21 protein-coding genes are annotated in these 22,994 nt (G+C 39.1%); 15 read left to right on the top strand and 6 right to left on the bottom strand.

Annotated elements, in window-relative coordinates; all coding sequences use genetic code 11:
• Positions 1–15: 15 nt before the first annotated feature.
• The 5 genes from ACEVFT_RS10475 to ACEVFT_RS10455 all read left to right on the top strand — a co-directional run bounded on the left by ACEVFT_RS10475 (position 16) and on the right by ACEVFT_RS10455 (position 6,730).
• Entirely contained in the window at positions 16–1,719 is a 1,704-nt protein-coding gene (locus tag ACEVFT_RS10475; protein ID WP_393949619.1) for a methylmalonyl-CoA mutase family protein, read from the top strand.
• Complete coding sequence (gene scpA, locus ACEVFT_RS10470) at positions 1,716–3,869, top strand: methylmalonyl-CoA mutase (RefSeq protein ID WP_342440903.1); 2,154 nt, start codon at positions 1,716–1,718, stop codon at positions 3,867–3,869. Before ACEVFT_RS10475 ends, scpA begins: the two co-directional genes overlap by 4 nt.
• The gene (meaB, locus tag ACEVFT_RS10465) at positions 3,869–4,966 is read left to right on the top strand and encodes a methylmalonyl Co-A mutase-associated GTPase MeaB (protein WP_205444232.1); all 1,098 of its coding nucleotides are present in this window, start codon (positions 3,869–3,871) and stop codon (positions 4,964–4,966) included. Before scpA ends, meaB begins: the two co-directional genes overlap by 1 nt.
• A gap of 161 nt (positions 4,967–5,127) precedes the next feature.
• Positions 5,128–5,568, top strand: a complete 441-nt coding sequence (locus tag ACEVFT_RS10460; RefSeq protein WP_205444231.1) for a BrxA/BrxB family bacilliredoxin — start codon at positions 5,128–5,130, stop codon at positions 5,566–5,568.
• A 151-nt stretch (positions 5,569–5,719) separates the two neighbouring features.
• Entirely contained in the window at positions 5,720–6,730 is a 1,011-nt protein-coding gene (locus ACEVFT_RS10455; RefSeq protein ID WP_393949617.1) for an aromatic acid exporter family protein, read from the top strand.
• 21 nt (positions 6,731–6,751) lie between these two features.
• Here the strand turns inward: ACEVFT_RS10455 and prli42 are convergent, their stop codons facing one another.
• Positions 6,752–6,847 carry a stressosome-associated protein Prli42 gene (prli42, locus tag ACEVFT_RS10450; RefSeq protein ID WP_205444229.1) on the bottom strand — a complete coding sequence of 32 codons (96 nt, stop codon included), beginning with the start codon at positions 6,845–6,847 and terminating at the stop codon, positions 6,752–6,754.
• Between the two features lie 125 nt (positions 6,848–6,972).
• Here prli42 and mce point away from each other — a divergent pair, with 125 nt between their 5' ends.
• The 5 genes from mce (at position 6,973) to ACEVFT_RS10425 (ending at position 11,762) form a co-directional block, all read left to right on the top strand.
• The gene (mce, locus tag ACEVFT_RS10445; protein ID WP_393949615.1) at positions 6,973–7,386 is read left to right on the top strand and encodes a methylmalonyl-CoA epimerase; all 414 of its coding nucleotides are present in this window, start codon (positions 6,973–6,975) and stop codon (positions 7,384–7,386) included.
• Positions 7,387–7,391: 5 nt separating this feature from the next.
• Positions 7,392–8,939 carry an acyl-CoA carboxylase subunit beta gene (locus tag ACEVFT_RS10440; RefSeq protein WP_393949613.1) on the top strand — a complete coding sequence of 516 codons (1,548 nt, stop codon included), beginning with the start codon at positions 7,392–7,394 and terminating at the stop codon, positions 8,937–8,939.
• Positions 8,940–9,045: 106 nt separating this feature from the next.
• Positions 9,046–9,999, top strand: a complete 954-nt coding sequence (locus tag ACEVFT_RS10435) for a hypothetical protein (protein WP_205444225.1) — start codon at positions 9,046–9,048, stop codon at positions 9,997–9,999.
• Between the two features lie 135 nt (positions 10,000–10,134).
• Positions 10,135–11,250, top strand: a complete 1,116-nt coding sequence (locus ACEVFT_RS10430) for a M20/M25/M40 family metallo-hydrolase (RefSeq protein WP_393949609.1) — start codon at positions 10,135–10,137, stop codon at positions 11,248–11,250.
• 23 nt (positions 11,251–11,273) lie between these two features.
• Entirely contained in the window at positions 11,274–11,762 is a 489-nt protein-coding gene (locus ACEVFT_RS10425) for a chemotaxis protein CheW (RefSeq protein WP_393949608.1), read from the top strand.
• Between the two features lie 104 nt (positions 11,763–11,866).
• On the opposite strand, the gene nspC is transcribed toward ACEVFT_RS10425, so the two are convergent.
• The 3 genes from nspC to ACEVFT_RS10410 form a co-directional block, all read right to left on the bottom strand.
• Positions 11,867–13,006, bottom strand: a complete 1,140-nt coding sequence (gene nspC, locus ACEVFT_RS10420) for a carboxynorspermidine decarboxylase (protein WP_205444220.1) — start codon at positions 13,004–13,006, stop codon at positions 11,867–11,869.
• Positions 13,003–14,232 (bottom strand): saccharopine dehydrogenase family protein, encoded by a 1,230-nt coding sequence (locus ACEVFT_RS10415; RefSeq protein ID WP_155591447.1) that lies wholly within the window; start codon positions 14,230–14,232, stop codon positions 13,003–13,005. Before ACEVFT_RS10415 ends, nspC begins: the two co-directional genes overlap by 4 nt.
• A 412-nt stretch (positions 14,233–14,644) precedes the next feature.
• Positions 14,645–14,851 (bottom strand): hypothetical protein, encoded by a 207-nt coding sequence (locus ACEVFT_RS10410; protein WP_205444218.1) that lies wholly within the window; start codon positions 14,849–14,851, stop codon positions 14,645–14,647.
• A gap of 197 nt (positions 14,852–15,048) precedes the next feature.
• On the opposite strand from ACEVFT_RS10410, the gene ACEVFT_RS10405 reads away from it, so the two are divergent.
• The 3 genes from ACEVFT_RS10405 (at position 15,049) to ACEVFT_RS10395 (ending at position 18,343) form a co-directional block, all read left to right on the top strand.
• Positions 15,049–16,761: a methyl-accepting chemotaxis protein gene (locus tag ACEVFT_RS10405; protein ID WP_342440896.1), complete on the top strand. Its 1,713-nt coding sequence runs from the start codon at positions 15,049–15,051 to the stop codon at positions 16,759–16,761.
• A 105-nt stretch (positions 16,762–16,866) separates the two neighbouring features.
• Positions 16,867–17,595 carry a tetratricopeptide repeat protein gene (locus ACEVFT_RS10400; protein WP_243456245.1) on the top strand — a complete coding sequence of 243 codons (729 nt, stop codon included), beginning with the start codon at positions 16,867–16,869 and terminating at the stop codon, positions 17,593–17,595.
• Between the two features lie 115 nt (positions 17,596–17,710).
• The gene (locus tag ACEVFT_RS10395) at positions 17,711–18,343 is read left to right on the top strand and encodes a LysE family translocator (protein WP_205444214.1); all 633 of its coding nucleotides are present in this window, start codon (positions 17,711–17,713) and stop codon (positions 18,341–18,343) included.
• A gap of 31 nt (positions 18,344–18,374) precedes the next feature.
• On the opposite strand, the gene ACEVFT_RS10390 is transcribed toward ACEVFT_RS10395, so the two are convergent.
• Together ACEVFT_RS10390 and ACEVFT_RS10385 are read right to left on the bottom strand one after the other, a co-directional pair.
• Entirely contained in the window at positions 18,375–19,424 is a 1,050-nt protein-coding gene (locus tag ACEVFT_RS10390) for a Cj0069 family protein (RefSeq protein ID WP_205444213.1), read from the bottom strand.
• Between the two features lie 160 nt (positions 19,425–19,584).
• Positions 19,585–20,502, bottom strand: a complete 918-nt coding sequence (locus ACEVFT_RS10385) for a DMT family transporter (protein ID WP_393949603.1) — start codon at positions 20,500–20,502, stop codon at positions 19,585–19,587.
• Positions 20,503–20,608: 106 nt separating this feature from the next.
• Here ACEVFT_RS10385 and ACEVFT_RS10380 point away from each other — a divergent pair, with 106 nt between their 5' ends.
• Both ACEVFT_RS10380 and ACEVFT_RS10375 read left to right on the top strand, forming a co-directional pair.
• Complete coding sequence (locus tag ACEVFT_RS10380; RefSeq protein ID WP_205444211.1) at positions 20,609–21,502, top strand: AraC family transcriptional regulator; 894 nt, start codon at positions 20,609–20,611, stop codon at positions 21,500–21,502.
• A gap of 98 nt (positions 21,503–21,600) precedes the next feature.
• Complete coding sequence (locus tag ACEVFT_RS10375) at positions 21,601–22,644, top strand: beta-carotene 15,15'-monooxygenase (protein ID WP_393949600.1); 1,044 nt, start codon at positions 21,601–21,603, stop codon at positions 22,642–22,644.
• The last annotated feature ends 350 nt before the right edge of the window (positions 22,645–22,994 follow it).

The raw sequence follows: 22,994 nt of genomic DNA, 5'->3' as shown, positions 1-22,994 counted from the left end.
TGATTAAGCGTCCGCATGTCAAACAACATGAAAAATATTGAATTTGAAATACCAGCCTATTCAGACTGGCAAGATGCAGCAATCAAAGCTTTAAAAGGGAAACCATTTGAGTCACTATTCACAAAAACAAATGAAGGTGTTACACTACAGCCACTTTACACGCAAGAAAGTTTAGTAGCTAAGCTTGGAGAAGAGCTTGATTTACAAGTTGCCACAATCCGTTCCCTACAAAATGGTCCAGTGTTTCAGGTGGCACAGCAAATTCACGCTGATTCAAGCGAAGCTTTTTTTGCACAGCTTGAAGATAGTTTAGCTCGAGGCAATGAAGTTATTACAATTGATAGCCGAGTGAGCTTTGCTTGGACAGAAGAAGTATTGGTCAAATTAGCATCATATTTCTCAGAATATTCGTTTAAAATTACTATCGAGAATTCAAAAGACCCATTATTAGCAGTATTCGACAACATTGCAGTAGATCAACAAGAAGCCATTAAAGGTTACATTATTTCGAAAGACCCTATCACTTTGACTGCATTTCCGAACGTGCGCTCAGTCAGTGCAGACACAACGATTTATCATAATGAAGGGGCCAACGCTGTACAAGAATTAGCCTATGCACTTGCATTAGCAGCCAAATTTGCACAACAGGAAGAAAGCTTTGCAGCATTTTCGAAGAAGTTTTTTGTATCCTTTGCTGTTGATACACAATTCTTTACGGAGATTGCGAAATTGCGTGCTTTTAAAGTACTTTGGAAAGCGTTCTCATCCGCTTATGGCGTCACAGATGATGTGAAAATCCCGACGGTTGCTGAAACATCATTAAGAAGCTTTTCTAAATTAGATGTGTATGTGAACTTATTACGCTCTTCAAATGAAGCGCTTTCTGGTTTAATCGGTGGTGCTGATCTCTTTACAGTTCATCCACATGATGTGTTAACGAAGCCTACGGATCAATCGATTCGTATTGCTCGTAATGTGTCATTAATATTAAAAGAAGAAACAAATGTCTTGAAAGTAACAGATCCAGCAGGGGGCTCTTACTTTATCGAGTCGTTAACAGCAGATTTTGTGAAAGAAGCTTGGGCTTTATTTTTAGACATTGAGACAGCTGGCGGTATTGATGAATACACAGCTTCTGGCAAGCTTGCAGAAGAAGTGGAAGCATCCTATCAAAAGCGTATCAAAGCTGCACAAACACGGAAGCAATCATTAATTGGAACGAATATTTATGCAAATCCAGCAGATGTACTTGAACATGACACAAACCCATTGTTTGCTGACATTAAGCGTATTGCTGCTCCATTTGAGGAATTACGTGCAGACATGACAGCCGCTGATGTGAAAACAGGAATTTTGGCATTAGGATCATTAAAAAGCTCTAAACCACGTGCAGATTTTGTAGCGGGCTTCTTAAATACAGTCGGTCTTGTACCAGAAAAAAGTGAGCCAGTGACGACTGTGGAAGAGGCACTAGCTTGGTTGAAGACTACAGAGGCTAAGTATGTAGTGATTGCGGGCAGTGATGATGATACAAAAGCACTTGTATCCGCCATTTTAGCTGATAAACCAGCGAATGTGCTTGTAGATGTAGCGGGTAAATTTAAAGACGAAGAAGAAGCGTGGTTAGCAAATGGCTTAAACGGCTTTATTTTCGCAGGACAAAACATCATCGAAAAATTACAGTCCGTGTTTGCGAGCATGAAGGAGGTCCAACGATGAGCAAGCCAAATTTTAATGCAGTAGAAATAGAAAAAGTTTTAACAGCTGAAACACCTCAAGCGTCTGACGACAAGTTCATGACAAATGAAGGGATTGAAATTAAAGATATTTACACAAAAGAAGATATCAAAGAGGCTAAACACTTAAACGATGTGGCAGGAATTGCGCCCAATACACGTGGGCCATACCCTACTATGTATGTAGCACGTCCATGGACGGTTCGCCAATATGCCGGTTTCTCAACTGCTGAAGAGTCCAATGCCTTTTACAAACGAAATTTGGCAATGGGGCAAAAAGGTCTTTCTGTAGCGTTTGACTTAGCAACACACCGAGGCTATGACTCTGATCATCCACGTGTAACTGGAGATGTAGGGAAAGCAGGGGTTGCCATTGACTCTGTTGAGGATATGAAAATTCTTTTCGATCAAATCCCGTTAGACCAAATGTCAGTTTCGATGACGATGAACGGTGCAGTATTACCAGTTCTTGCATTCTATATTGTGGCAGCAGAAGAACAAGGGGTAACGCCAGATAAATTAGCAGGTACCATTCAAAATGATATTTTAAAAGAATATATGGTGCGTAATACATATATTTACCCACCAGCTATGTCAATGAAAATCATTGCAGATATTTTTGAATATACAGCGAAATATATGCCAAAATTTAACTCTATTTCGATTTCTGGTTACCATATTCAAGAAGCAGGCGCAACAAATGACATTGAGCTTGCCTATACGTTAGCAGATGGCTTGGAATATGTACGAACAGGATTAAAAGCAGGTATTGATATCGATGCATTTGCACCTCGTTTATCATTCTTCTGGGCAATTGGTATGAACTATTACATGGAAGTTGCTAAAATGCGCGCAGCACGCCGTATTTGGGCGCAAATGATGTCAACGTTTAATCCAAAAAATCCGAAAACATTAGCTTTGCGTACCCATTCGCAAACATCTGGTTGGTCTTTAACTGAGCAAGATCCATTTAACAATGTGGCACGTACATTAATCGAAGCAAATGCGTCTTCCATGGGACACACGCAATCCCTTCATACCAATGCGCTAGATGAAGCGATTGCACTTCCAACTGATTTCTCTGCACGTATCGCACGTAATACACAGCTATTTTTACAAGAGGAAACAGCGATGACAAAAGTCATTGATCCATGGGGTGGTTCATACTACGTGGAAAAATTAACAGAAGAAATTACGAAGTCTGCTTGGGCGTTAATCGAAGAGATAGAAGCACTTGGGGGTATGGCCAAAGCGATTGAAACGGGCCTTCCAAAAATGAAGGTTGAAGAAGCCGCAGCCAAACGTCAAGCGAAAATCGATTCTAAAACAGAAACGATTGTGGGCGTGAACAAGTATCGCTTAACAAAAGAAGAGCCAATTGATATTTTGGATATCGATAATACAATTGTTCGTCAAAAACAAATCGAACGTTTAGAAGCGATGAAGGCAGCTCGTGATGAAGCGGAAGTTCAGAAACATTTAGCTCGCTTAACGAAAGCTGCTCAAGATGGAGAAGAAAACTTACTAGCCGTGGCAGTCGATGCAGCGCGCGCTCGTGCTTCTTTAGGTGAAATCTCTGATGCTATCGAAGTAATTTCTGGTCGTCATAAGGCCGTGATTCGTTCGATTTCAGGTGTTTACTCTGCGAACTTCTCGGATGAGGAGCAAATTGCAGAAGTGAAACAAATGACAGAAGAATTCCTTGAAAACGAGGGGCGTCGTCCACGTATTTTAGTTGCCAAAATGGGACAAGATGGACATGACCGTGGCGCGAAGGTAGTCGCAACAGGCTATGCGGACCTAGGCTTTGACGTAGATATTTCACCATTATTTATGACGCCTGCTGAGGCAGCTCAAATGGCTGTTGAAAATGATGTCCATGTTATCGGGGTATCTTCACTAGCTGCAGGTCATAAAACATTAGTGCCTGAATTGATTGCAGAGCTTGAAAAACTAGGTCGTGGGGATATTATCATAATTGTGGGTGGGGTTATACCAGCACAAGATTATGATTTCCTTTATAATGCAGGCGCAGTAGCCATTTTCGGTCCAGGTACAGTGATCCCTGTTTCCGCACTAAAAATTATTGAAGAAATCTACAAACGTTTAGGCTACGAGGAAGTGTCTGAATAATGGACAAAAATAAAGGAATCGAAGACAGTGCGCTATTTGTCATGGACGGAGTAGAGGCAACTCACGACGGGATGCAATATGGTACACCCAAAAAATTCCGAAAGAAAAAGGCAGACAGTCTAAATGTAGGAGAGCTTGCACAACAAGTACGTGCGGGCTCTCGCACACATTTATCAAAAGCCATTACCCTCATTGAAAGTTCCAATGCTACACATAAAGTGCAAGCACAAGAACTATTGCAGGAGCTTCTTCCACATACAGGTAATAGTATCCGAATTGGCATAACGGGTGTGCCCGGAGCAGGAAAAAGCTCATTCATTGAGGCTTTCGGCACAAAGCTTTGTGACATGGGAAAACGAGTTGCTGTCCTAGCCATTGATCCGAGTTCTTCTCTATCAGGGGGGAGTATACTTGGCGATAAAACCCGTATGGAGGAGCTCGTCAAAAAACCTACTGCATTTGTGCGTCCATCCCCATCGGCAGGTACCCTAGGGGGTGTTCACAAAAAGACGCGGGAAACGATGTTAGTTTGTGAGGCTGCAGGCTATGATGTGATTTTAATTGAAACAGTTGGTGTCGGACAAAGTGAAACCTATGTCCGTGGTATGGTAGATTTCTTCCTTCTTCTTGTTTTAACAGGAGCGGGGGACGAATTGCAGGGCATGAAAAAAGGCATCATGGAATTAGCAGATGCGATTGTTGTGCATAAGGCGGATGGTGATAATATTCGTCTTGCCAAAAAAACGGTTGCAGAGTATAAACAAATTTTGCATTTTTTACAGCCAGCTACACCTGGTTGGATGTCAACTGCCATGCCTGTTAGTTCATTAGAAAAAAGGGGTCTTGATAAGGTTTGGGATACAATTGGGGAATTCAAGCAAATTGTAGAAGCAAATCACTATTGGGCTACCCGGCGCCAACAACAAACAAAAGAGTGGTTCCAATCGATGATTACCGATCATTTAATTGATCTATTTTATGGGAATCCGCAGCGTAAAGCACAAGTACAACAGCTTGAACGTCAAATTTTAAGTGGACAATTGACTGTCACACAAGGTGTTGATCGTTTATTTAGCGTAGAGCAGGAAGACAAGTAAACGAGTCTTATTGTCATCTTAGTAAATTCAACTGAATTGTGATGAGCAAGTAGGTGCACAAATTCGTTGCAAACTGCTATGATAAGAGATGGATAAGCGTCAAAAAGCTACTATATGAAATATCACTATATTGGCGCGAACTTGAAAGGAGCTATCGCTATATGAATATGGATTACGATTTATTTATGCAGGAAATTTTAAAAACAGCACGTGCTGAAATTGAGGCAGCTGGTTATGAACAACTACAAACACCAGAAGCTGTAGAAGAGGCGTTTGCTCGTCCAGGTACAACATTAGTAATGGTGAACTCAGTATGTGGTTGTGCGGGGGGTATCGCTCGTCCAGCAGCGGCACAATGCGTTCATTATGATAAACGTCCAGACCATTTAGTCACAGTGTTTGCAGGGCAAGATAAAGAAGCGACTGCAGCGGCACGTTATCATTTTGGAGAAGATCATTTACCTTCATCACCATCATTCGTTCTATTAAAAGATGGACAAGTAGTCGCAGAAGTGGGACGCTATGAAATTGAAGGGCATGACCCAATGTCGGTTGTGACAAACCTACAAGCAAACTTTGAAGAATATTGTGACGAGCTTTAAGTCCTTTCTTGCATAAGAAAAATCATTCAAATGAAGTAGAAAAGCCTCATAGATCATGTTGTCTATGTAGGCTTCCTACTATTCATCATGAGTAGATAGTTTCGTTATCGTTAAAATTTTTGTAATATTGGCTAAATATTTAGCTAAATGAGTGAAGAGTACTAAAGGATGGGAGGCAGTCGGCCTGAAGACGTTTTCAATCGGCTATCGAACGTTAAAAACAGCAATTGGTGCGGCCATTGCTATTGCCATTGCGCAGTATTTTGATTTAGCCTCATATGCATCTGCTGGTATTCTGACCATATTATGTGTGCAGCCAACAAAAAAGAAATCCATTTATGCAGCCTATACACGACTAGTCGCAAGTATTGTGGCAATGCTTTTTGCCTTCGTAAGCTTTGAGTTATTTGCTTATCATCCGCTTACATTAGCGGGCATGCTTATACTGTTCATACCAACCATTGTGTCTTTAAAGGTTGCGGACGGATTTATCTCCAGTGTCGTCATTATTATGCATATTTACGCTGCTGAAGGTTACTCATTGACACTTGTGTATAATGAATTAGCGTTGATGGCTATCGGTTATGGAACAGGGATTGCCATTAATATGTATATGCCAGACATTCAAAAGGAATTAAATTACTACAGAGTTAAAATTGAGGAGTTATATAGTAAGATTTTTTTAGAAATTGCCAGCTATTTACGGCAAGGAGATACGCTGTGGAACGGGCACGAAATCATAGAAGCAATCAGGGCACTTGAAGAGGCAAAATCATTGGCCTTTAAAGATGTTGAAAACCATTTTATGAGACGTAAAAATGATTACTATGTTTATTTCGATATGCGTGAGCAACAGCTAGAAATTATCGAAAGAGTACTGCCCAAAGTGACAACATTACCTGTTATAGTACAAGAGGCTGGAATTGTGGCAGATTTTTTACAAGACCTTGGAGAGCATGTTCATTCGGGAAATACGGCTAGTCATTATCGTGAAAAGCTCGACAATGTTAAGCGTGATTTTTCTCAACTTCCTTTACCACAAAGCCATGAGCAATTTATCGCCCAGGCAGCACTCTATCAGTTTATAGAGGAAATGGACAGGTATTTAGAAATAAAGCAGTCATTTAAAGGGTTAAAGGCTACAAAAGAGCGCCCACAGTAGTGTGGACGCCTCATGCTTGTCTTAAACTATCATAGATAATCCGAATGCTAGAGATGAGATTAGCATAATTGCGATCATACTATAAACAACGATTTTTTGAAATTTTTTATTACTCATATGCTCGTTCGCTCCTTCTTTTCTTATAAATAGTTTAGCAAATCTGAAAAATTTCTCAAGTAGTAGAGTTTTGACAAAAAAGTCTGTAAAATAGAGTATGTACCATAACAGAAGGAGATGTCACCATGGAGAGAGTAGACCATATTGGGATTGCGGTGCGCGATCTTGATGAACGCATTACATATTATACAGAAATTTTAGGCTTAAAGTTGATGAAAGTGGAAGAAGTAGAATCTCAGCAGGTTCGTGTGGCATTTATCGACGCAGGTAACGTGAAAATTGAGTTATTAGAACCGATGAGTGATAAAAGTGCCATTCATGGTTTTATTGAAAAACGTGGAGAAGGAATTCACCATGTTGCGTTCGGTGTAACAGGAATTCGTGAGCGAATGGCAGAGCTTCGTGAAAAATGTGTACGTCTATTATCCGAAGAGCCAGGACCAGGTGCTGGAGGGGCAGAGGTTGCATTTATGCATCCTAAATCCTCATTTGGGGTGTTATATGAATTATGTGATAAAAGTGGAAAAGGGGATAAGTGATCAGTATGGATATGTTCGACAAAATCAATGACTTGTATGATCGTAAGACGGTAATTGAACTTGGTGGTGGCTATGAACGCATCGATAAACAGCATGAAAAGGGGAAACTTACTGCTCGTGAGCGCATAGACTTATTGCTAGACGAAGGTACATTTTTTGAAATCAACCCATTTATTACACACCGTACAGTAGACTTCGGAATGGATAAGTTGGAGGGACCTGGTGATGGTGTGGTAACTGGATTCGGTAAAATTAAAGGACGTCCAGTCTACTTATTCTCTCAAGATTTCACAGTGTTTGGTGGAGCGCTTGGTGAAATGCACGCGAAAAAAATGGCAACAGTGATGGATCTAGCTGCCAAAAACGGTACACCATTTATCGGCATCAATGACTCAGGTGGCGCACGTATCCAAGAGGGTGTTCTTTCACTAGATGGCTACGGTCATATTTTCTACCGCAATGCCATTTATTCTGGTGTGATCCCGCAAATCTCTGTTATTATGGGACCTTGTGCTGGTGGAGCTGTTTATTCTCCAGCCATTACAGACTTTATCCTAATGGTGGATAAAACATCTCAAATGTTTATTACAGGACCTAAAGTAATTGAAACGGTAACGGGAGAAAAAATCTCTGCTGAAGATTTAGGTGGCTCGAAAGTAAATAATGCGGTAAGTGGGAATGCTCATTTCCGCGCACCATCTGAGGAAGCAGCGATTGATGAAATTAAGAAACTATTAAGCTATTTACCACAAAATAATAAAGAAAAGGCACCTCGCCAAGCACGACCTGAAGGGGATGACTACCGCCCAGAAATCGTAGATACAGTGCCAATCGAAACAACACGTCCATATGATGTACGTAAAGTTGTAGAGCAAGTAGTAGATGAAGGTTCATTTATGGAAGTTCACGCAGAGTTTGCGAAAAACGTAGTAGTTGGTTTTGCACGTATTGCTGGTGAATCAGTTGGACTTGTTTGTAACCAACCAAAAGTACTTGCTGGTGGTTTAGATATTGATTCTTCTGATAAAGCAGCTCGTTTCATCCGTACTTGTGATGCATACAATATCCCAATCATCACATTTGAAGACGTTTCTGGCTTCTTCCCAGGCGTTAAACAAGAACATGGTGGCATTATTCGTCATGGTGCGAAAATTCTTTATGCGTATTCAGAAGCAACTGTACCAAAAATTACAGTGATTTTACGCAAAGCTTATGGAGGCGCTTACGTTGCCTTAAACTCTAAATCAATTGGTGCTGACCTAGTATTTGCATGGCCAAATGCTGAGATTGCTGTTATGGGTGCTGCTGGAGCAGCGAACATCATCTTTGCCCGTGAAATTGCGAAATCAGATGATCCAGAAGCAACTCGTGCAGCAAAAATTGAAGAATATAAAGAAAAATTTGCGAACCCATATGTTGCGGCATCTCGCGGTATGGTAGATGACGTCATCGATCCACGAGATACACGTATCAAGCTGATTCAAGGACTTGATATGCTGTCAAACAAACATGAAACACGTCCAGAGAAAAAACACGGTAATATTCCTCTATAATAGTAGTACAAGCCTAGCAGCTCATAAGTTGCTAGGTTTTTCATTGCCAAAAAGTGAAACATTTTTGTTTGTCATCCGTACTGATAGATAAGAGGAGTTGAGATGAATGGAATGGCAGCAATTACAAACAGCGCAAGAAAAGATTCATGCACAACTTAGAAAAGCATCTAGATTAAACGAACAAAATCAGTTAATTGATGGACAGATTAAACATACACAACAGGAAATAGACAACCATACGGCAGCACTCCATCAAATTCGATCCAAGCTTGACAAATTAGATGGTTTTTCATTTATGAATATGATTCGTACGTGGACAGGGCAACAGGATGAACTGAGGGCAGAAAAAATTGATAAGGCGGCAGTACTTGAATTAAAGCTCAATGAAGCAATGAAAATGCAAACAGATTTAACAGAAGACAGCGTACAAGTGATGAATCAGTTAGCCCAAATTGATGAAAGAGCGTTACAGCAATCACTGCAACAGATTTATCTTCAAAAGAAGGCGTATTTACAAATTCATGACGCTGCCCAAGCTGAGAGACTAGAGCAGTTAGCACATGAGGAAATGCTGACAAAACAACTCATCACTGAAATTCAAGAGGCAGAGGAAGCGGGAGAAGTAGCCCTAACGAGACTAGGGCAAGCAGCAGCTTCACTCCATTCAGCCAGTGGATATTCTACATGGGATACATTTTTTGGTGGAGGGCTCATCGCCACTCACTTAAAGCATGATGCACTGGATCAGTCAGAAAACTATTTACACAGTGCACAAATTGCGTTACAACGTTTTCATAATGAGTTATTGGATGTTCAAGAAATGTCTACGAAATCGCTACATGTTGAAACAGATGGCTTTGTTAAGTTTGCTGACTACTTTTTTGATGATATTTTTTCAGCATGGTCTGTTCATTCTAAAATCTCAACAGCAAGAGAACAGGTATCACGTGTTCAGGATGATGTACATAATACGATTTGGCGCTTACAAGATAAGCATCATAAAGCAGTAGACTACCTACAATCATTAGAAAAAGAAAAAGAGCGTATTTTCAATCACTAAGGAAAGTCTGAGAATTTTTCTCAGACTTTTTATTTTGGTAGGATTGTTCAATGATTTCAACTCTTCTGACGTTGTGCTAAAATAATATGTATACTATAACGTGGAAAAACACGTAAACTAAGGGAGTTTTACAACATGACAAGTCGTTTAGTAGAAGAGTTTTTTGAGCTCGTACAAATTGATTCAGAAACAAAACATGAACAGCTAATTGCACCCATTCTTGTAGATAAGTTAACTGCACTCGGATTTTCAGTTATCCAAGACGATGCACATACACGTAATGGACATGGGGCAGGTAATATTATTGCTACATTAAAAGGCACATTGGATGTGGAGCCAATCTACTTCACTTCTCATATGGATACCGTTGTTCCAGGAAAAGGTATCAAACCTTCTCTACGTGAAGATGGCTATATCGTATCCGACGGTACAACGATTTTAGGTGCTGATGATAAGGCAGGACTAGCAGCATTATTTGAGATGGTTAAACGTTTAAAAGAGCAAAATATTGCACACGGAGATATTGAATTTATCATTACAGCTGGTGAAGAAAGCGGCCTTGTTGGCGCTAAAGAGTTAGATCCAGCTAACATTAAAGCAAAATATGGCTATGCAGTGGATAGTGATGGCAAAGTTGGCGGCATCGTGACAGCGGCGCCATTCCAAGCGAAAATTTTCACGAAAATTATCGGTAAAACGGCACATGCGGGAGTAGCTCCAGAAAAAGGAATTTCTGCTATTACAGTCGCATCAAAATGCATTGCTCAAATGAAACTAGGCCGCTTAGATGAAGAAACGACAGCGAATATTGGACGTTTTGAAGGTGGACAAGCGACAAATATTGTTTGTGACGAAGTGACAATCCTTGCAGAAGCACGCTCAATAGACAAAGCTAAATTGGATGCGCAAACAAAGCATATGCAGGAAACATTTGAACAAGTATCAGCGTCATTAGGTGCACGTGCTGAAGTAGAAGTGAAGCTGATGTACCCAGGATTCCGTGTAACAGAAACGGATAAAGTAGTTCAAGTAGCCATGACTGCTGCACGCAATATTGACCGTACACCGACACTAGGCATTTCAGGTGGTGGATCAGACGCAAACGTGATTGCAGGTTTTGGCATTCCGACAGTTAATCTATCTGTTGGATACGAGGATATCCATACAACGAATGAAAAAATACCAGTAGAAGAACTAGAAAAATTAGCAGATTTACTAGTAGAAATCGTCAAAGAATCCGCGAAAAACTAACAGTCGAATAAGGATGTGACCCTATGGAAAGTGTCAAAGCAGTCGTTTTTGCTTGTGGGACAGAGGAGTATGCTGTGCCGGTGGAGCAAGCGATTTCAATTGAAAAATTAGAGCATGTAACACCTATTCCTCATTTACCTAATTATCTTCTAGGCTTTACAAGAATTCGTGGTGAGCTTGTACCTGTTCTTGATTTTGAACGTATACTGTACAACCGCTCATCGAATCCAGCAACTGCTCGTATCATTGTGTTGAATACAGATGTGGTCAATTATGGATTACTTGTCACAGAAGCACGTGAAATTCTTGATTTCGATGAATCAATACTTCAGCAATTGGGTCTAGTCAATTATAGTAAAACACGCTATTTTACTGCGGTAGCTAATCTCGAAAATCGAATGATTACTTATGTTGATCCAAAAATACTAGTTAATTCATTAGACGGCATTCGTGAGATCATTAATTATTTACACAAAATGCTTGAAAATGAAAAAGAAAACGTAGAGTCTTAGGCACTCTACGTTTTTTCATATTTGTGAAAAACTCTTTCATTTTTTCTAAAAATTATGAAATAAAAAGCCCTTCCAGCGTAACTGGAAGGGCTTTTCGCATGTCATTAAGACAAACGACCACTGTAGTCTTCAAATTTAAATTCACGGATAACCTTAATGCCTTCTTCATCGTTATAAGAAACGATAGAAGGGAGGTTGACACCGTTAAACATATGGTTTTTCACCATTGAATAATGAGCCATATCTGTGAATACAAGACGATCACCTGGTTTTAATGGCTGTTCAAACGAATAATCGCCAATCACATCACCAGCTAGACATGTTAGTCCACCTAAGCGATATGTGTGTGCTAATTCATTTGCTTGGCCAGAACCAATAATCATTGGACGGTAAGGCATTTCAAGTACATCAGGCATGTGACATGTTGCTGACGTATCTAAAATAGCAAGATCCATCCCATTTTCTTGAATATCAAGCACAGTAGCTACTAAATAACCTGTATTAAGGGCTACTGCTTCACCTGGCTCTAGATAAACAAGCAGGTTGTATTTATCTTGAATATAATTAATGATGTTTACAAGTTTCTCTACATCATAATCTTCACGTGTAATATGGTGACCACCACCGAAATTCAACCATTTCATTTGATGTAAAACATCACCAAACTTTTCTTCAACCACTTCAATAATACGCTCTAATGTATCTGAATTTTGTTCACACATCGCATGGAAGTGTAAGCCATCGATACCGTCAAGCTGTGATTTATCGAAGTTAGCCAAAGTCGTTCCAAGACGGGAATTCGTATAACAAGGATCGTAAAGAGCTGTTTCAATTTCAGAGTACTCAGGATTCACACGAATACCACATTCAATTGTTTTACCAGTAGATTTTACTTTATCCTTGAACTGAGCCCATTGGTTAAATGAGTTAAATACGACGTGATCCACATAGCCTAGAAGCTCGTCCATTTCATGCTCAATATAAGCAGGAGCATAAACGTGTACTTCTTTGCCCATTTTTTCATAGCCAAGACGCGCCTCATGCAGGGAGCTGGCTGTAATGCCTGCTAAATATTCCCCTACTAGCGGGAAAGTTGAATGCATAGAGAACCCTTTAAGGGCTAGTAAAATGCGGCAGCCTGTACGATCTTGAATTGATTTTAAAAGCTCAAGATTTTTTGTTAATAATCGCTCATCCACTACATAAGAAGGGGATGGAACTTTTGAAAAATCAATTGGTTTCATCGGCTTAATTCCTTTGCATCTAAATCAAGGTCTAGTAACTCTGGGTTATGGCTTTCTTGCCATGGTAGACCCCATTTATTTAATGCATCCATGAATGGATCTGGATTGAAATCTTCCACATTCCAAACACCTGGTTTACGCCATTCACCGTTCATCACAAGCATTGCACCGATCATAGCTGGTACGCCAGTTGTGTAAGAAATCGCTTGTGAACCAACCTCGTTGTAGCACTCTTCGTGGTCACATACGTTGTACACATAATACGTTTTTTCTTTGCCATCTTTTAGACCGCGAATGATACAACCGATGTTTGTTTTACCTTTTGTACGTGGTCCAAGTGAAGCTGGATCAGGTAATACCGCTTTAAGGAAGTGGATTGGTTGAATCATTTGTCCTTCGAATTCGATTGGCTCAATTGATGTCATACCTACGTTTTCTAATACTTTTAAGTGTGTTAAGTATTTTTCAGAGAACGTCATCCAGAAGCGGATTTGTTTTAAACCTTTGATATTTTTTGCAAGTGATTCCAGTTCTTCATGGTATAGAAGGTAAATATCTTTTGGTCCGATTTCCGGTAGGTTATACACTTCTTTTTTCTCAAGTGGTGCTGTTTCAACCCACTCGCCTTCTTTCCAGTAACGACCATTCGCTGTAATTTCGCGAATGTTAATTTCTGGGTTGAAGTTTGTTGCGAAATGATAACCATGATCTCCCGCATTGGCATCCACGATATCGATATAGTGGATTTCATCAAATTCATGTTTTTGTGCATGAGCTGTGAAAACGCCTGTTACACCTGGGTCAAAACCGCTACCAAGTAGTGCAGTTAAGCCAGCTTTTTCAAACTTCTCTTTATAAGCCCATTGCCATTTATATTCAAATTTTGCCGTTTCAGGTGGCTCGTAGTTTGCAGTATCCACATAGTGCACACCTGTCGCTAAGCAAGCATCCATAATCGTTAAGTCCTGATAAGGTAAGGCCACGTTAATCACAACATCTGGTCCGAAAGCTTTAATAAGCTCAATAACCTCTTCTGTATTGTCTGCGTCTACCTGTGCAGTATGAATTTTTGTTTTTCCGCCGTCAAGTTTTTCTTTTAGAGCGTCACATTTTGAAACAGTTCTACTTGCGATACAAATTTCCTCAAATACGTCCGAATTTTGAACACACTTGTGTACCACAACACTGGCAACTCCGCCAGCTCCGATAATCAATGCTTTACCCAATTGTCTACCCCCAAGTTCATATAAAGTATTGTCAAACAAGCTGATTATACAGAAAATTGATATACTACTCAATCATTGTTTTAAAATTTTCTACAAAAAATTTTATTTTTCTACAACAATTAGACGTATACGGAGGGGAATACCTCGGAAAAGGAGGGAATTGTGAATAAATCTAAGAAGCCATTTTAGTAAAAATAGATGGAAATAGCTGTTTTATAGACCCGAATAATTGGTGAGGTTTAATCTCAATTCCACGACATCAAATAATTAATTTTCTAAATGAATGGTATGACATAGTATCTCTTCTGACTTACTTTTTGATTCACGCGACTAAATCTTTACATAAAAAAATCCCTTTGCATATAGAAAGGGAAGGAACCACATTAAACGTGCTACTGACAAATGATACATATTATTTCAAAAAACGATTGGATACTTGTTGCTTTTCTTCTCCCCATATATAGAAGAAAACCACCAGTAATGTACTTAAAAAACCCATCACAAGAGCATATGTGCTGAGGGCTACATCCACTTGACTTTGCAAGGCATAAATAAAAATAGCTCCGATTGTTAACAAGTTTCCTGTAACAATCGATATAAAATGAAAGCGTTTATTCATAGCAAGCCCTCCTATTAGATGAATTGGTAATGCTCATGATGATTTACTTCAATTATCGCACAATTCAGAACTTTTATCCAATGTTTTTATCTTACTAGAATAATTAAAGATGCTTTTTTAATACATCTTTTTGTAGTATGATGAAAAACAAAAGGGAATATTCATAGATTATTACAAGAAAGGGGAGAGGATGAATCGTGAAATTACGTAATTCATTAACTTTTCAACTTGGAACGATTATCGCTGGTATTTTAGTGGTGATGCTAGGGATTACTTCGTTCGCTACATACATAACTGCTTACAATAAATTATATGATGCTGCTGGTGTAGAGGCCTATGGCTGTGCCAATATTACGACAGGTTTGATCAATCCAGAACAATTGGACAAGGCCATTCAAGGCGATCGAGCTGTACAGGAACGCATCGGGAATGATTTAAACTGGACAACAGGTCATAAAGATATTTTCCAAACACAATATATTCTAGCATTGGATGGTACATTATTAGCGCTTGATGATCATTTGGCTGAAAAAGGCTTTGCTCCTGGTGATCAATTTCATTTAGACAAAGAAGCGATTGATATGTTGCTTACACATAAGCATCCGACATACTCACAGCCTTATACCTTTGCAGGGATGGACCGTTTATCTGGCTATGCCCCTATTTTTAAAGACCATGATTCTAGTAAAGAGATTATTGCCATTAGTGTCATCGACTTTGATGCCAATATCGTAAAGGAGCGAACGTGGGATGTTGTACGTAATGGAATATTAATTAGTATTTTCCCTATGCTAATCGCTTCCATCATTACAGGCTTTTTAATCCGTCGTAAAGTAAGACCGATTAGTGTGCTCATTCAGCAGGCGAAAGAAATTGCGAATGGGAATTTAGCTGTACCTGAAACAAAAATTAACAGTAAAGATGAAGTAGCGGATTTAGCGAATACATTAAATCGAATGACGGCTAATTTACAAAATATGATTATGACGATGCGTTCCACTTCCAATACGTTGACGAACAACGCTGATGAAACCGCTTCCACCTTGAACGATATGAGCAATACTATTCAAGGTGTTGCCAATAATATCGAAGAAGTGACAAGTGCTGTGACCGCAGGGATGCACCATGCTGAAAATGCGACAGATGTTCTTACTTCCTTAGCAGGGGACCTTCAAATGATTCAAAGCAATGCCAATAACAGTGCTGATAATGCCCGACAAACGATGGAATTAGCAACAGAGGGTGAGCGACTAGCGAAAGATATAAGCAATGATATGGCATTGATTCATAGCGGATCAGGTGAGGTGCGACAAACAGTAGAAAACTTAGTCACGTCTGCAACGAAAATTCAAACGATTACAACGTCTATTGCGAACATCGCATCACAAACAAATTTGCTAGCTCTGAATGCTTCCATTGAGGCGGCTAGAGCAGGGGAGCATGGTAAAGGCTTTGCGATTGTTGCTGAGGAAGTACGCAAGCTTGCTGAGCAATCTAATCAAGAGGTATTACAAGTTGAACAGCTTATTCAGGATATAATGAAGCATGTTCAGCAGGTTATGTCATCTACGAATGATAATACGCAATATATTGAAAAAGGGACGGAGACGGTGCGTCTAACAGCACAATCTTTAGGGAATATTTCGACAGCAGTGGCCACAACAGTAGAAGAAATGATTACTATTTCTACTGCCATGACCGCTGAAAATGAAAAATCAGCACGCATTGTGCAAATGATTCAACAATTAACGGAATCCATTCGAGATATAGAAGAAACAATGAATATGATTACTATTGCGGCACAGCAAACAACTGCAAGCATTGATGAGGTAGCACAAGGTTCTAATGAAACAAATCATATGGCACACACACTTGAACAGCATGTAAAAGCGTTTAAATTAAAAGAATAATAGAAAGATTAGGACATGCTGTCTTTTGCTTCTACTGCTTAGATGGTAAACTAGCATTAAGATTTTTCTTTTGCGAAGGTGAGGATTTTAATAGTGGTAAAACAAATGAACGAACAAGTTCAACAAATCAATGACTTGTTTTTGAGTGGTCAAGTAAAGGAAAGTTATCAACTAGCTAAAGAAATATTGGGCAATCATGCAGCTGTCGAAGAAGAGGCCAATCAAATCATCCAGCAGCATGTGGCAATGCTAGAGGCAAATGGGTATGCAAACATGCCTCAGCCTACTGATGATAAGGTGAAGCAAAGTGTGGAACGTACAGATGGCTCGTATCCAGAACGAGATGTTCTCGCAGCCTATATAGGTAGTCAGGATGATGAGCAATTTGGCAAAGTGATCGATGAATTATTAGCAGGGTCTATAGAAGCGCAAGCTAACGCCTTTTATACAATGGCGGAATACTATGTCCTCGCTAAAGAACAGGACAAGGCATCTGTGCAATATGCGGAGGCAATCAAATTACAGCCCAATAAGGCATTGTATTGGGGAGCTTTTGCACAGTTTTTGAATCGTCACGAAGGTAGCCCTTATTTGGCTTTACGACTGATTGAAGACGCTATACTATTGGATGGGATGAATCCTCGTTGGCACTATATACAAGGGAATATTTTTTTCCAGCTCGTAGCAGCGACAAAAAATTTAAGCTATTTACCTGCCTTGGAAGAAGCATGGGAAAAAGCTGAAAAACGTTGTACAGCCAAGCAAGTTACACTGAAAATGGATTTGGCAAAGTCGAACGATGTGTTAGCGCAATGGAAAAAGCAAATGCTATAACAGTTAAAAAGTCGTATGAAATATTAATAATTATTTCCTTTTGAGTATAATTATGCTATAGTGAAACCATAAACGGACGTATGAAGCTTATCGATGACATGAAAGAAGTGTTTTTTTGAGTTTATATGTAGCGTATGTATTGGTAGGACTTGCCATTGCCATGCCTGTAGGAGCTATTACAGTAGAAATGACAAAGCAAGGACTCAAAAATGGTTTTATGCACGGCTGGGCTGTAGGGCTTGGTGGCATGACCATTGATATTGTATTGGTTTTTGCTTTGTATATGGGACTAGCCTCTATCTTGGCTATGCCTTTGATTCAACTACCTATGTGGATTATTGGAGCGGGCTTTTTATTCTTGTTAGGCTATGATTCTATCAAGAACGCTGACCATGATATTACATTGGCAGGAGAAAAAGTAACCAAATCGTTTTTTGCCTCTTATTTTAACGGCTTACTGGTGGCTATTTCGCCTGGGAATCTCGTTTTTTGGGTCAATGTATTTGGTGTAGTGCTAGCAAAATCTTATGGACAAGGGCAGCCAACGAACTTTTTAATTATTGCAGCTGGTGTTTTAAGTGGAATCTTACTCCACGATATCGGTTTGCTGACCATTGTTTCGGTTACCCGTAAAGCTATGAATCGTAAGATGATTAGGACATTTACAATTGTCGCAGGATTCTTATTGATTGGTTTTGCTTGTTATTTTATATATGAATTTATACAAGGAATTAAGATTTATATATGAAAAAGTGCGATCCCTAAAGATCGCACTTTTTTTATGGCGCAATGGCCTCTGTTTGCTCCTTGATACAAGCTAAAATTTCTTCTGCTACTTCATGGGCTAACGACAGTTCTGAAGTAAAGCCCACACAAGAACAATTCATTTCACCTAAAATATAGCAATCTTCTCCAGCTTCATTGGTATCTAGCATAAAATCAGCCGTCCAGATTAACGGTAAATCATAATTGCCTAGTAAGTTTGTTACTTGAGGGAGCTGCGTTAAAAAGTTTTGCACCAGCTCTTGCCAGTCTTCAGGCTTGTCATAGCGGTATTGAGCGCCAGAGAATAGCGTTGCGCTAAAGGCATCCTCGGTAGCGGCTGGTTTTTTATGTACGACGTGTACGGGATGATCGCGCAACATGAATAAGCGGATTTCGCCTTCTGTAATCCTTGGAAGAAAGCGCATATCGATTAACATACCATTCGTCCCCGTAATATACTGCTCACAATATGTCATAAAGTCGCCAAGCTGCCAAAATTCTACATGATTATCTTTTGCTTCTGTACATTTAATTTGTGCATCAAGTGGCACTTCTGTGATACCCTCAGCTAGTGGTTCTACCAATTTTACACGCCAAATGCCTTCACCAGTTGAACCACGATTTTGCTTCAAAACGCGCTCTGTCAGTGCTAAGGAAGTAGGGAATTGTGTTTTGAATGCTTCGATTGTGTAGTAGGCAAATGTATCATCAGGTACTAAATTTGTTGTCGTAAGCTTTGATAACACATCTTTAGAGCCGTAGCTAATCATTGCATCTGGATGTGGCATCCCTATAACGCCAGCTTGGCATAGCTCACGTAGCATGGCAAAATACTCTTCCTCATGCTGTAAGTTCCCTGGGTTTATACGAGATACATAGGCAACACCATGTTCCTTCACATAGTTAAAGATTTGTTGCTTTTTTGTGATATCAAAGAATAGTACCTCAGCATCTTGCCCACGTTGTTTTAGCGCTTCCACCATTGGCATGGTATCTGGACGATAGCCATTTGGCCCTTTATCTGTGCCACCTTCAACCTCGAAAAAAATAACTTTTTTATCCATAAAATACCTCCTTTTATCTGTTGTTAGGTTCAGTATAGTAGATAAATAAGGAGAAAAGATATATGAAATATGTAAATTTTATGTATAAATTCATATATTACTATATCGACTCTAGGAGGTATTAACTATTAATATTTATAATAATCTAAATTTTCAATATTCAAGACTGTTTCTTCTGAAATACTGTGAGATATAAAATCATGAGAAGAATTAGTAAAGTCCCTATAAACTGATAACCGCCAAAGGCAATTTTTAACCACCATACACTTGTGATGACAGCCATTAATGGCTCAAGACTACCTAATAAGCTTGACTCCTTTGGTGAAAGATAGTGCAAACTCGCAATATAAAACCAAAAAGCGAGCATTGTACCAAAAATAATGATAAAGAGAAAATAAGCAACGGTAGAAAATGTCCAACCTGATAGATCAATAGCCCAGGGTGGGTGGAAAATACTCATCACCAAACCACCGATAATCATCGACCAGCCGACAACTAGTAATGAATGGAATTGCTGTAAAAGTGGAACGGCATAAATGGTGTAAAATGCAACAGAAAGACCAGATAAGATACCCCACAACACAGCCATAAAAGGAACGGACAATGTCGAAAAGGAGCCGTTTGTTAATAATAAAAAGGTCCCCACAAGTGTCAGTGACACAGCAAGAGCATCCTGTTTTGTCAATGGACTTTGCTTCGTTACAAAGTAATAAGCCATGATAAACAGCGGTGCTAAATATTGCAATAATGTGGCTACAGCTGAATTACCAATGGCGATTGACATCATATATGTATATTGGACAGCAAGCATGCCGAGTAAGCTAAATAGAATTTGTCTAAATGCATGTTGCTTCGTGCGCCACATGACGAAAATGGATTCATGACGATGGGTCATTCTATAAATAGCTATCAGTAATAGACCGGCTAAAAGTAAACGACTAGATACAAGCCAGCCGACTTCTATATGGTCCTGCTGAAACAGCCTTTGGGCAACAGTCCCTCCAATTCCCCAGAAGCTTGCTCCGAGAATAACTAATAGCAAGCCAAGAGTACGTTTATTTTGGATTAGTTGATTCATCTGTTTACACCTCCCAAACTATCAATATAAGATGAGTATAAAGTGATTAAATGCAAATAAATATCGATTTAATCCAAAAAAATATCAATATATTGAGGTGATGTAGATGCCGTTAACACATATCAAAGTAGCAAAGGATTTACAGGAATTAACCTTGCATGGAACAAAGGAATTTCCAGTTGCCTTGTATGAAACGGTTATGCGATTAGAAAGTATGGATTTTCTACCTCTCCATTGGCATAAAGAAATACAATTTGTTTTTATAAAAAATGGATGTGCACAGTATCGAGTAGGGACGGACGTTTTTGTATTGAAGCAAGGCGAGGGGCTCTTTATCAATGCTTCAGGATTACATGAAGCAAAACCTTATCAAATGGAACAAGCTGTGGTTTATTGTGTAAATGTGGACCCAATAGTAATGGGGGGACATGATGGCAGTATCTTTTTTACGAAATATGTACAACCGTATATCACAAAAAATCGATTACCTTATGTCAAACTAACAGGAGAGTTAGCACAGAAAGTAGCGACGATTGCGGAATTAATGCGAGAGCAAGCCGCATTTTTCGAGCTAAAGGTACGGAGAGAGCTTCTATTCATTTGGGAATCCATGCTGACCCAATCCTTGTTGACAGAACAAATGATGGACTCTTTCACTATTGTGCAGCATGAACGAGCAAAAGCTATGCTAGATTTTTTACATGCACATTATCAGCAAAAAATAGCATTAGAAGATTTAGCTAGCCATGTGTATATAAGTCGCGCTGAATGCAGTCGTTTTTTTAAGAAAATAGTGGGCATGACACCGTTTACCTATTTACGCCAATATCGGCTACGTAAAAGTATAGAATTATTGAGAGGCGATGAGCTATCTATAACAGAAATAGCGGTGGATACAGGCTTTAGTACGGTCAGTTATTATATTGAAAAGTTTAAAGAATACACTGGCTACCCACCACATGTTTATCGTAAGAAGTTTTTAAGTGTGAAAAATAATTGAACGTGAATAGAAAAAGGATAATCTTTTATACTCAAATGATATACAAGATAAACCATTTGGCATAAAGTAAAATTAATAGTTGAGAGGGGGCGTAGAGAATGATGGTCTTAAAAAGTAAGCAAAATATATGGCTGGCCTTATTATTAGTGGTATTAGCGAGTAATTATACACTCTATAACACTGGGTTTGGCACATCTATTTTACCCATCGAAACAAATGGTGTTGTCATGGGGTCATTGATTGACTTTATTTTGGTAATACCCGTGTTATATATGCTTTATAAAGGTAAATTTTCGTTAAAGCAGGCCATTCTATTAGCTGCAGCTGGCTGTATTGCTGCACGTTTTATCATCCCAATGGAACATCTTCAGCCTTATGTGGCAGTAACATGGGCTGGATTTGCGATTGAAGGGTCTATTATTCTATTAGAAATTGTTCTAGTGGCAACGCTTGTACGATACCTGCCAAAAATCCTAGGGGAAGTGCGTGGAAGCTCTTTGCCAGATCTCTTTTCATTTTCAAAGGCTGTAGAAAAACATGTACCCAAGCACCCTGTTATTCAGATGATTTGTGCGGATTTATTAGTGCTTTATTATGGTTTCGCGAGCTGGAGAAGACAAGAACGTCAAGGTTTAACATTGCATAAAAATTCGAGCTATATCGCTTTTCAGCTTATGATTATTCATGGGATTGCTATTGAAACGATTGGTATTCACTGGTGGCTACATGAAAAGTCAATGGTACTTTCCATTGTGTTGCTTATTATTAATATTTATTCAGTAATCTTCTTGCTTGCGGATATGCAGGCTATTCGTCTAAATCCTGTTTACGTAACAAATGATACATTGTACTTATCGCTTGGATTAATGAAACGCACTGAAATCCGTTTTGATCATATTGCCGCAATCATTGAAGACAGGGAGCAATTAGAGGGGAAGTTATCAAAAGATACGATAGACTTTATAGCACGTGATTTTGGCGAGGCCTATCCACATTTCATTTTGAAAATGAAAGAGCCTGTGGAAGTAACGTTTATGTTAGGAATAAAGAAACGCTATAGTCAAATAGCCATTAAAGCAGATCAGGCCCAAGAATTTAGACAAATGCTTGCACAAGGAATGGCAATGAGCCAACATCATTGAAAGCATTTATGATTGTCCTCTATATAAATAGCCAATGTTTTGTAAAAAGTATGATCAAAACGTTGGCTATTTTTTATTGATTGGCTAGAAGAATTTACATAAAGAGACATTAATTTTGTTTGATGATCGTTAGGACTGCCGTATCTAGCCTTTCTCCATAAATATATAACCATTATCATGGTGAAAATAGTTGGACTTTTAGTTCTTTTATTAGATTTTAATATAAATAGCCAATTCAGATAACGTGCAACTTTTATTAGTTAACAAAGGTCATAGTTCTTCATATGAAAATGAATATTTTCTCACGTATTTATAAAAGTAATGAATACTATTTAACCTAATTTTAACCT

The sequence above is a fragment of the Lysinibacillus sp. PWR01 genome (genome assembly GCF_043359455.1).
Lineage (GTDB): Bacteria > Bacillota > Bacilli > Bacillales_A > Planococcaceae > Lysinibacillus > Lysinibacillus fusiformis_F.
The sequence above is the reverse complement of the archived record's forward strand: the minus strand, read 5'-3'. Positions and strand labels throughout refer to the sequence as shown.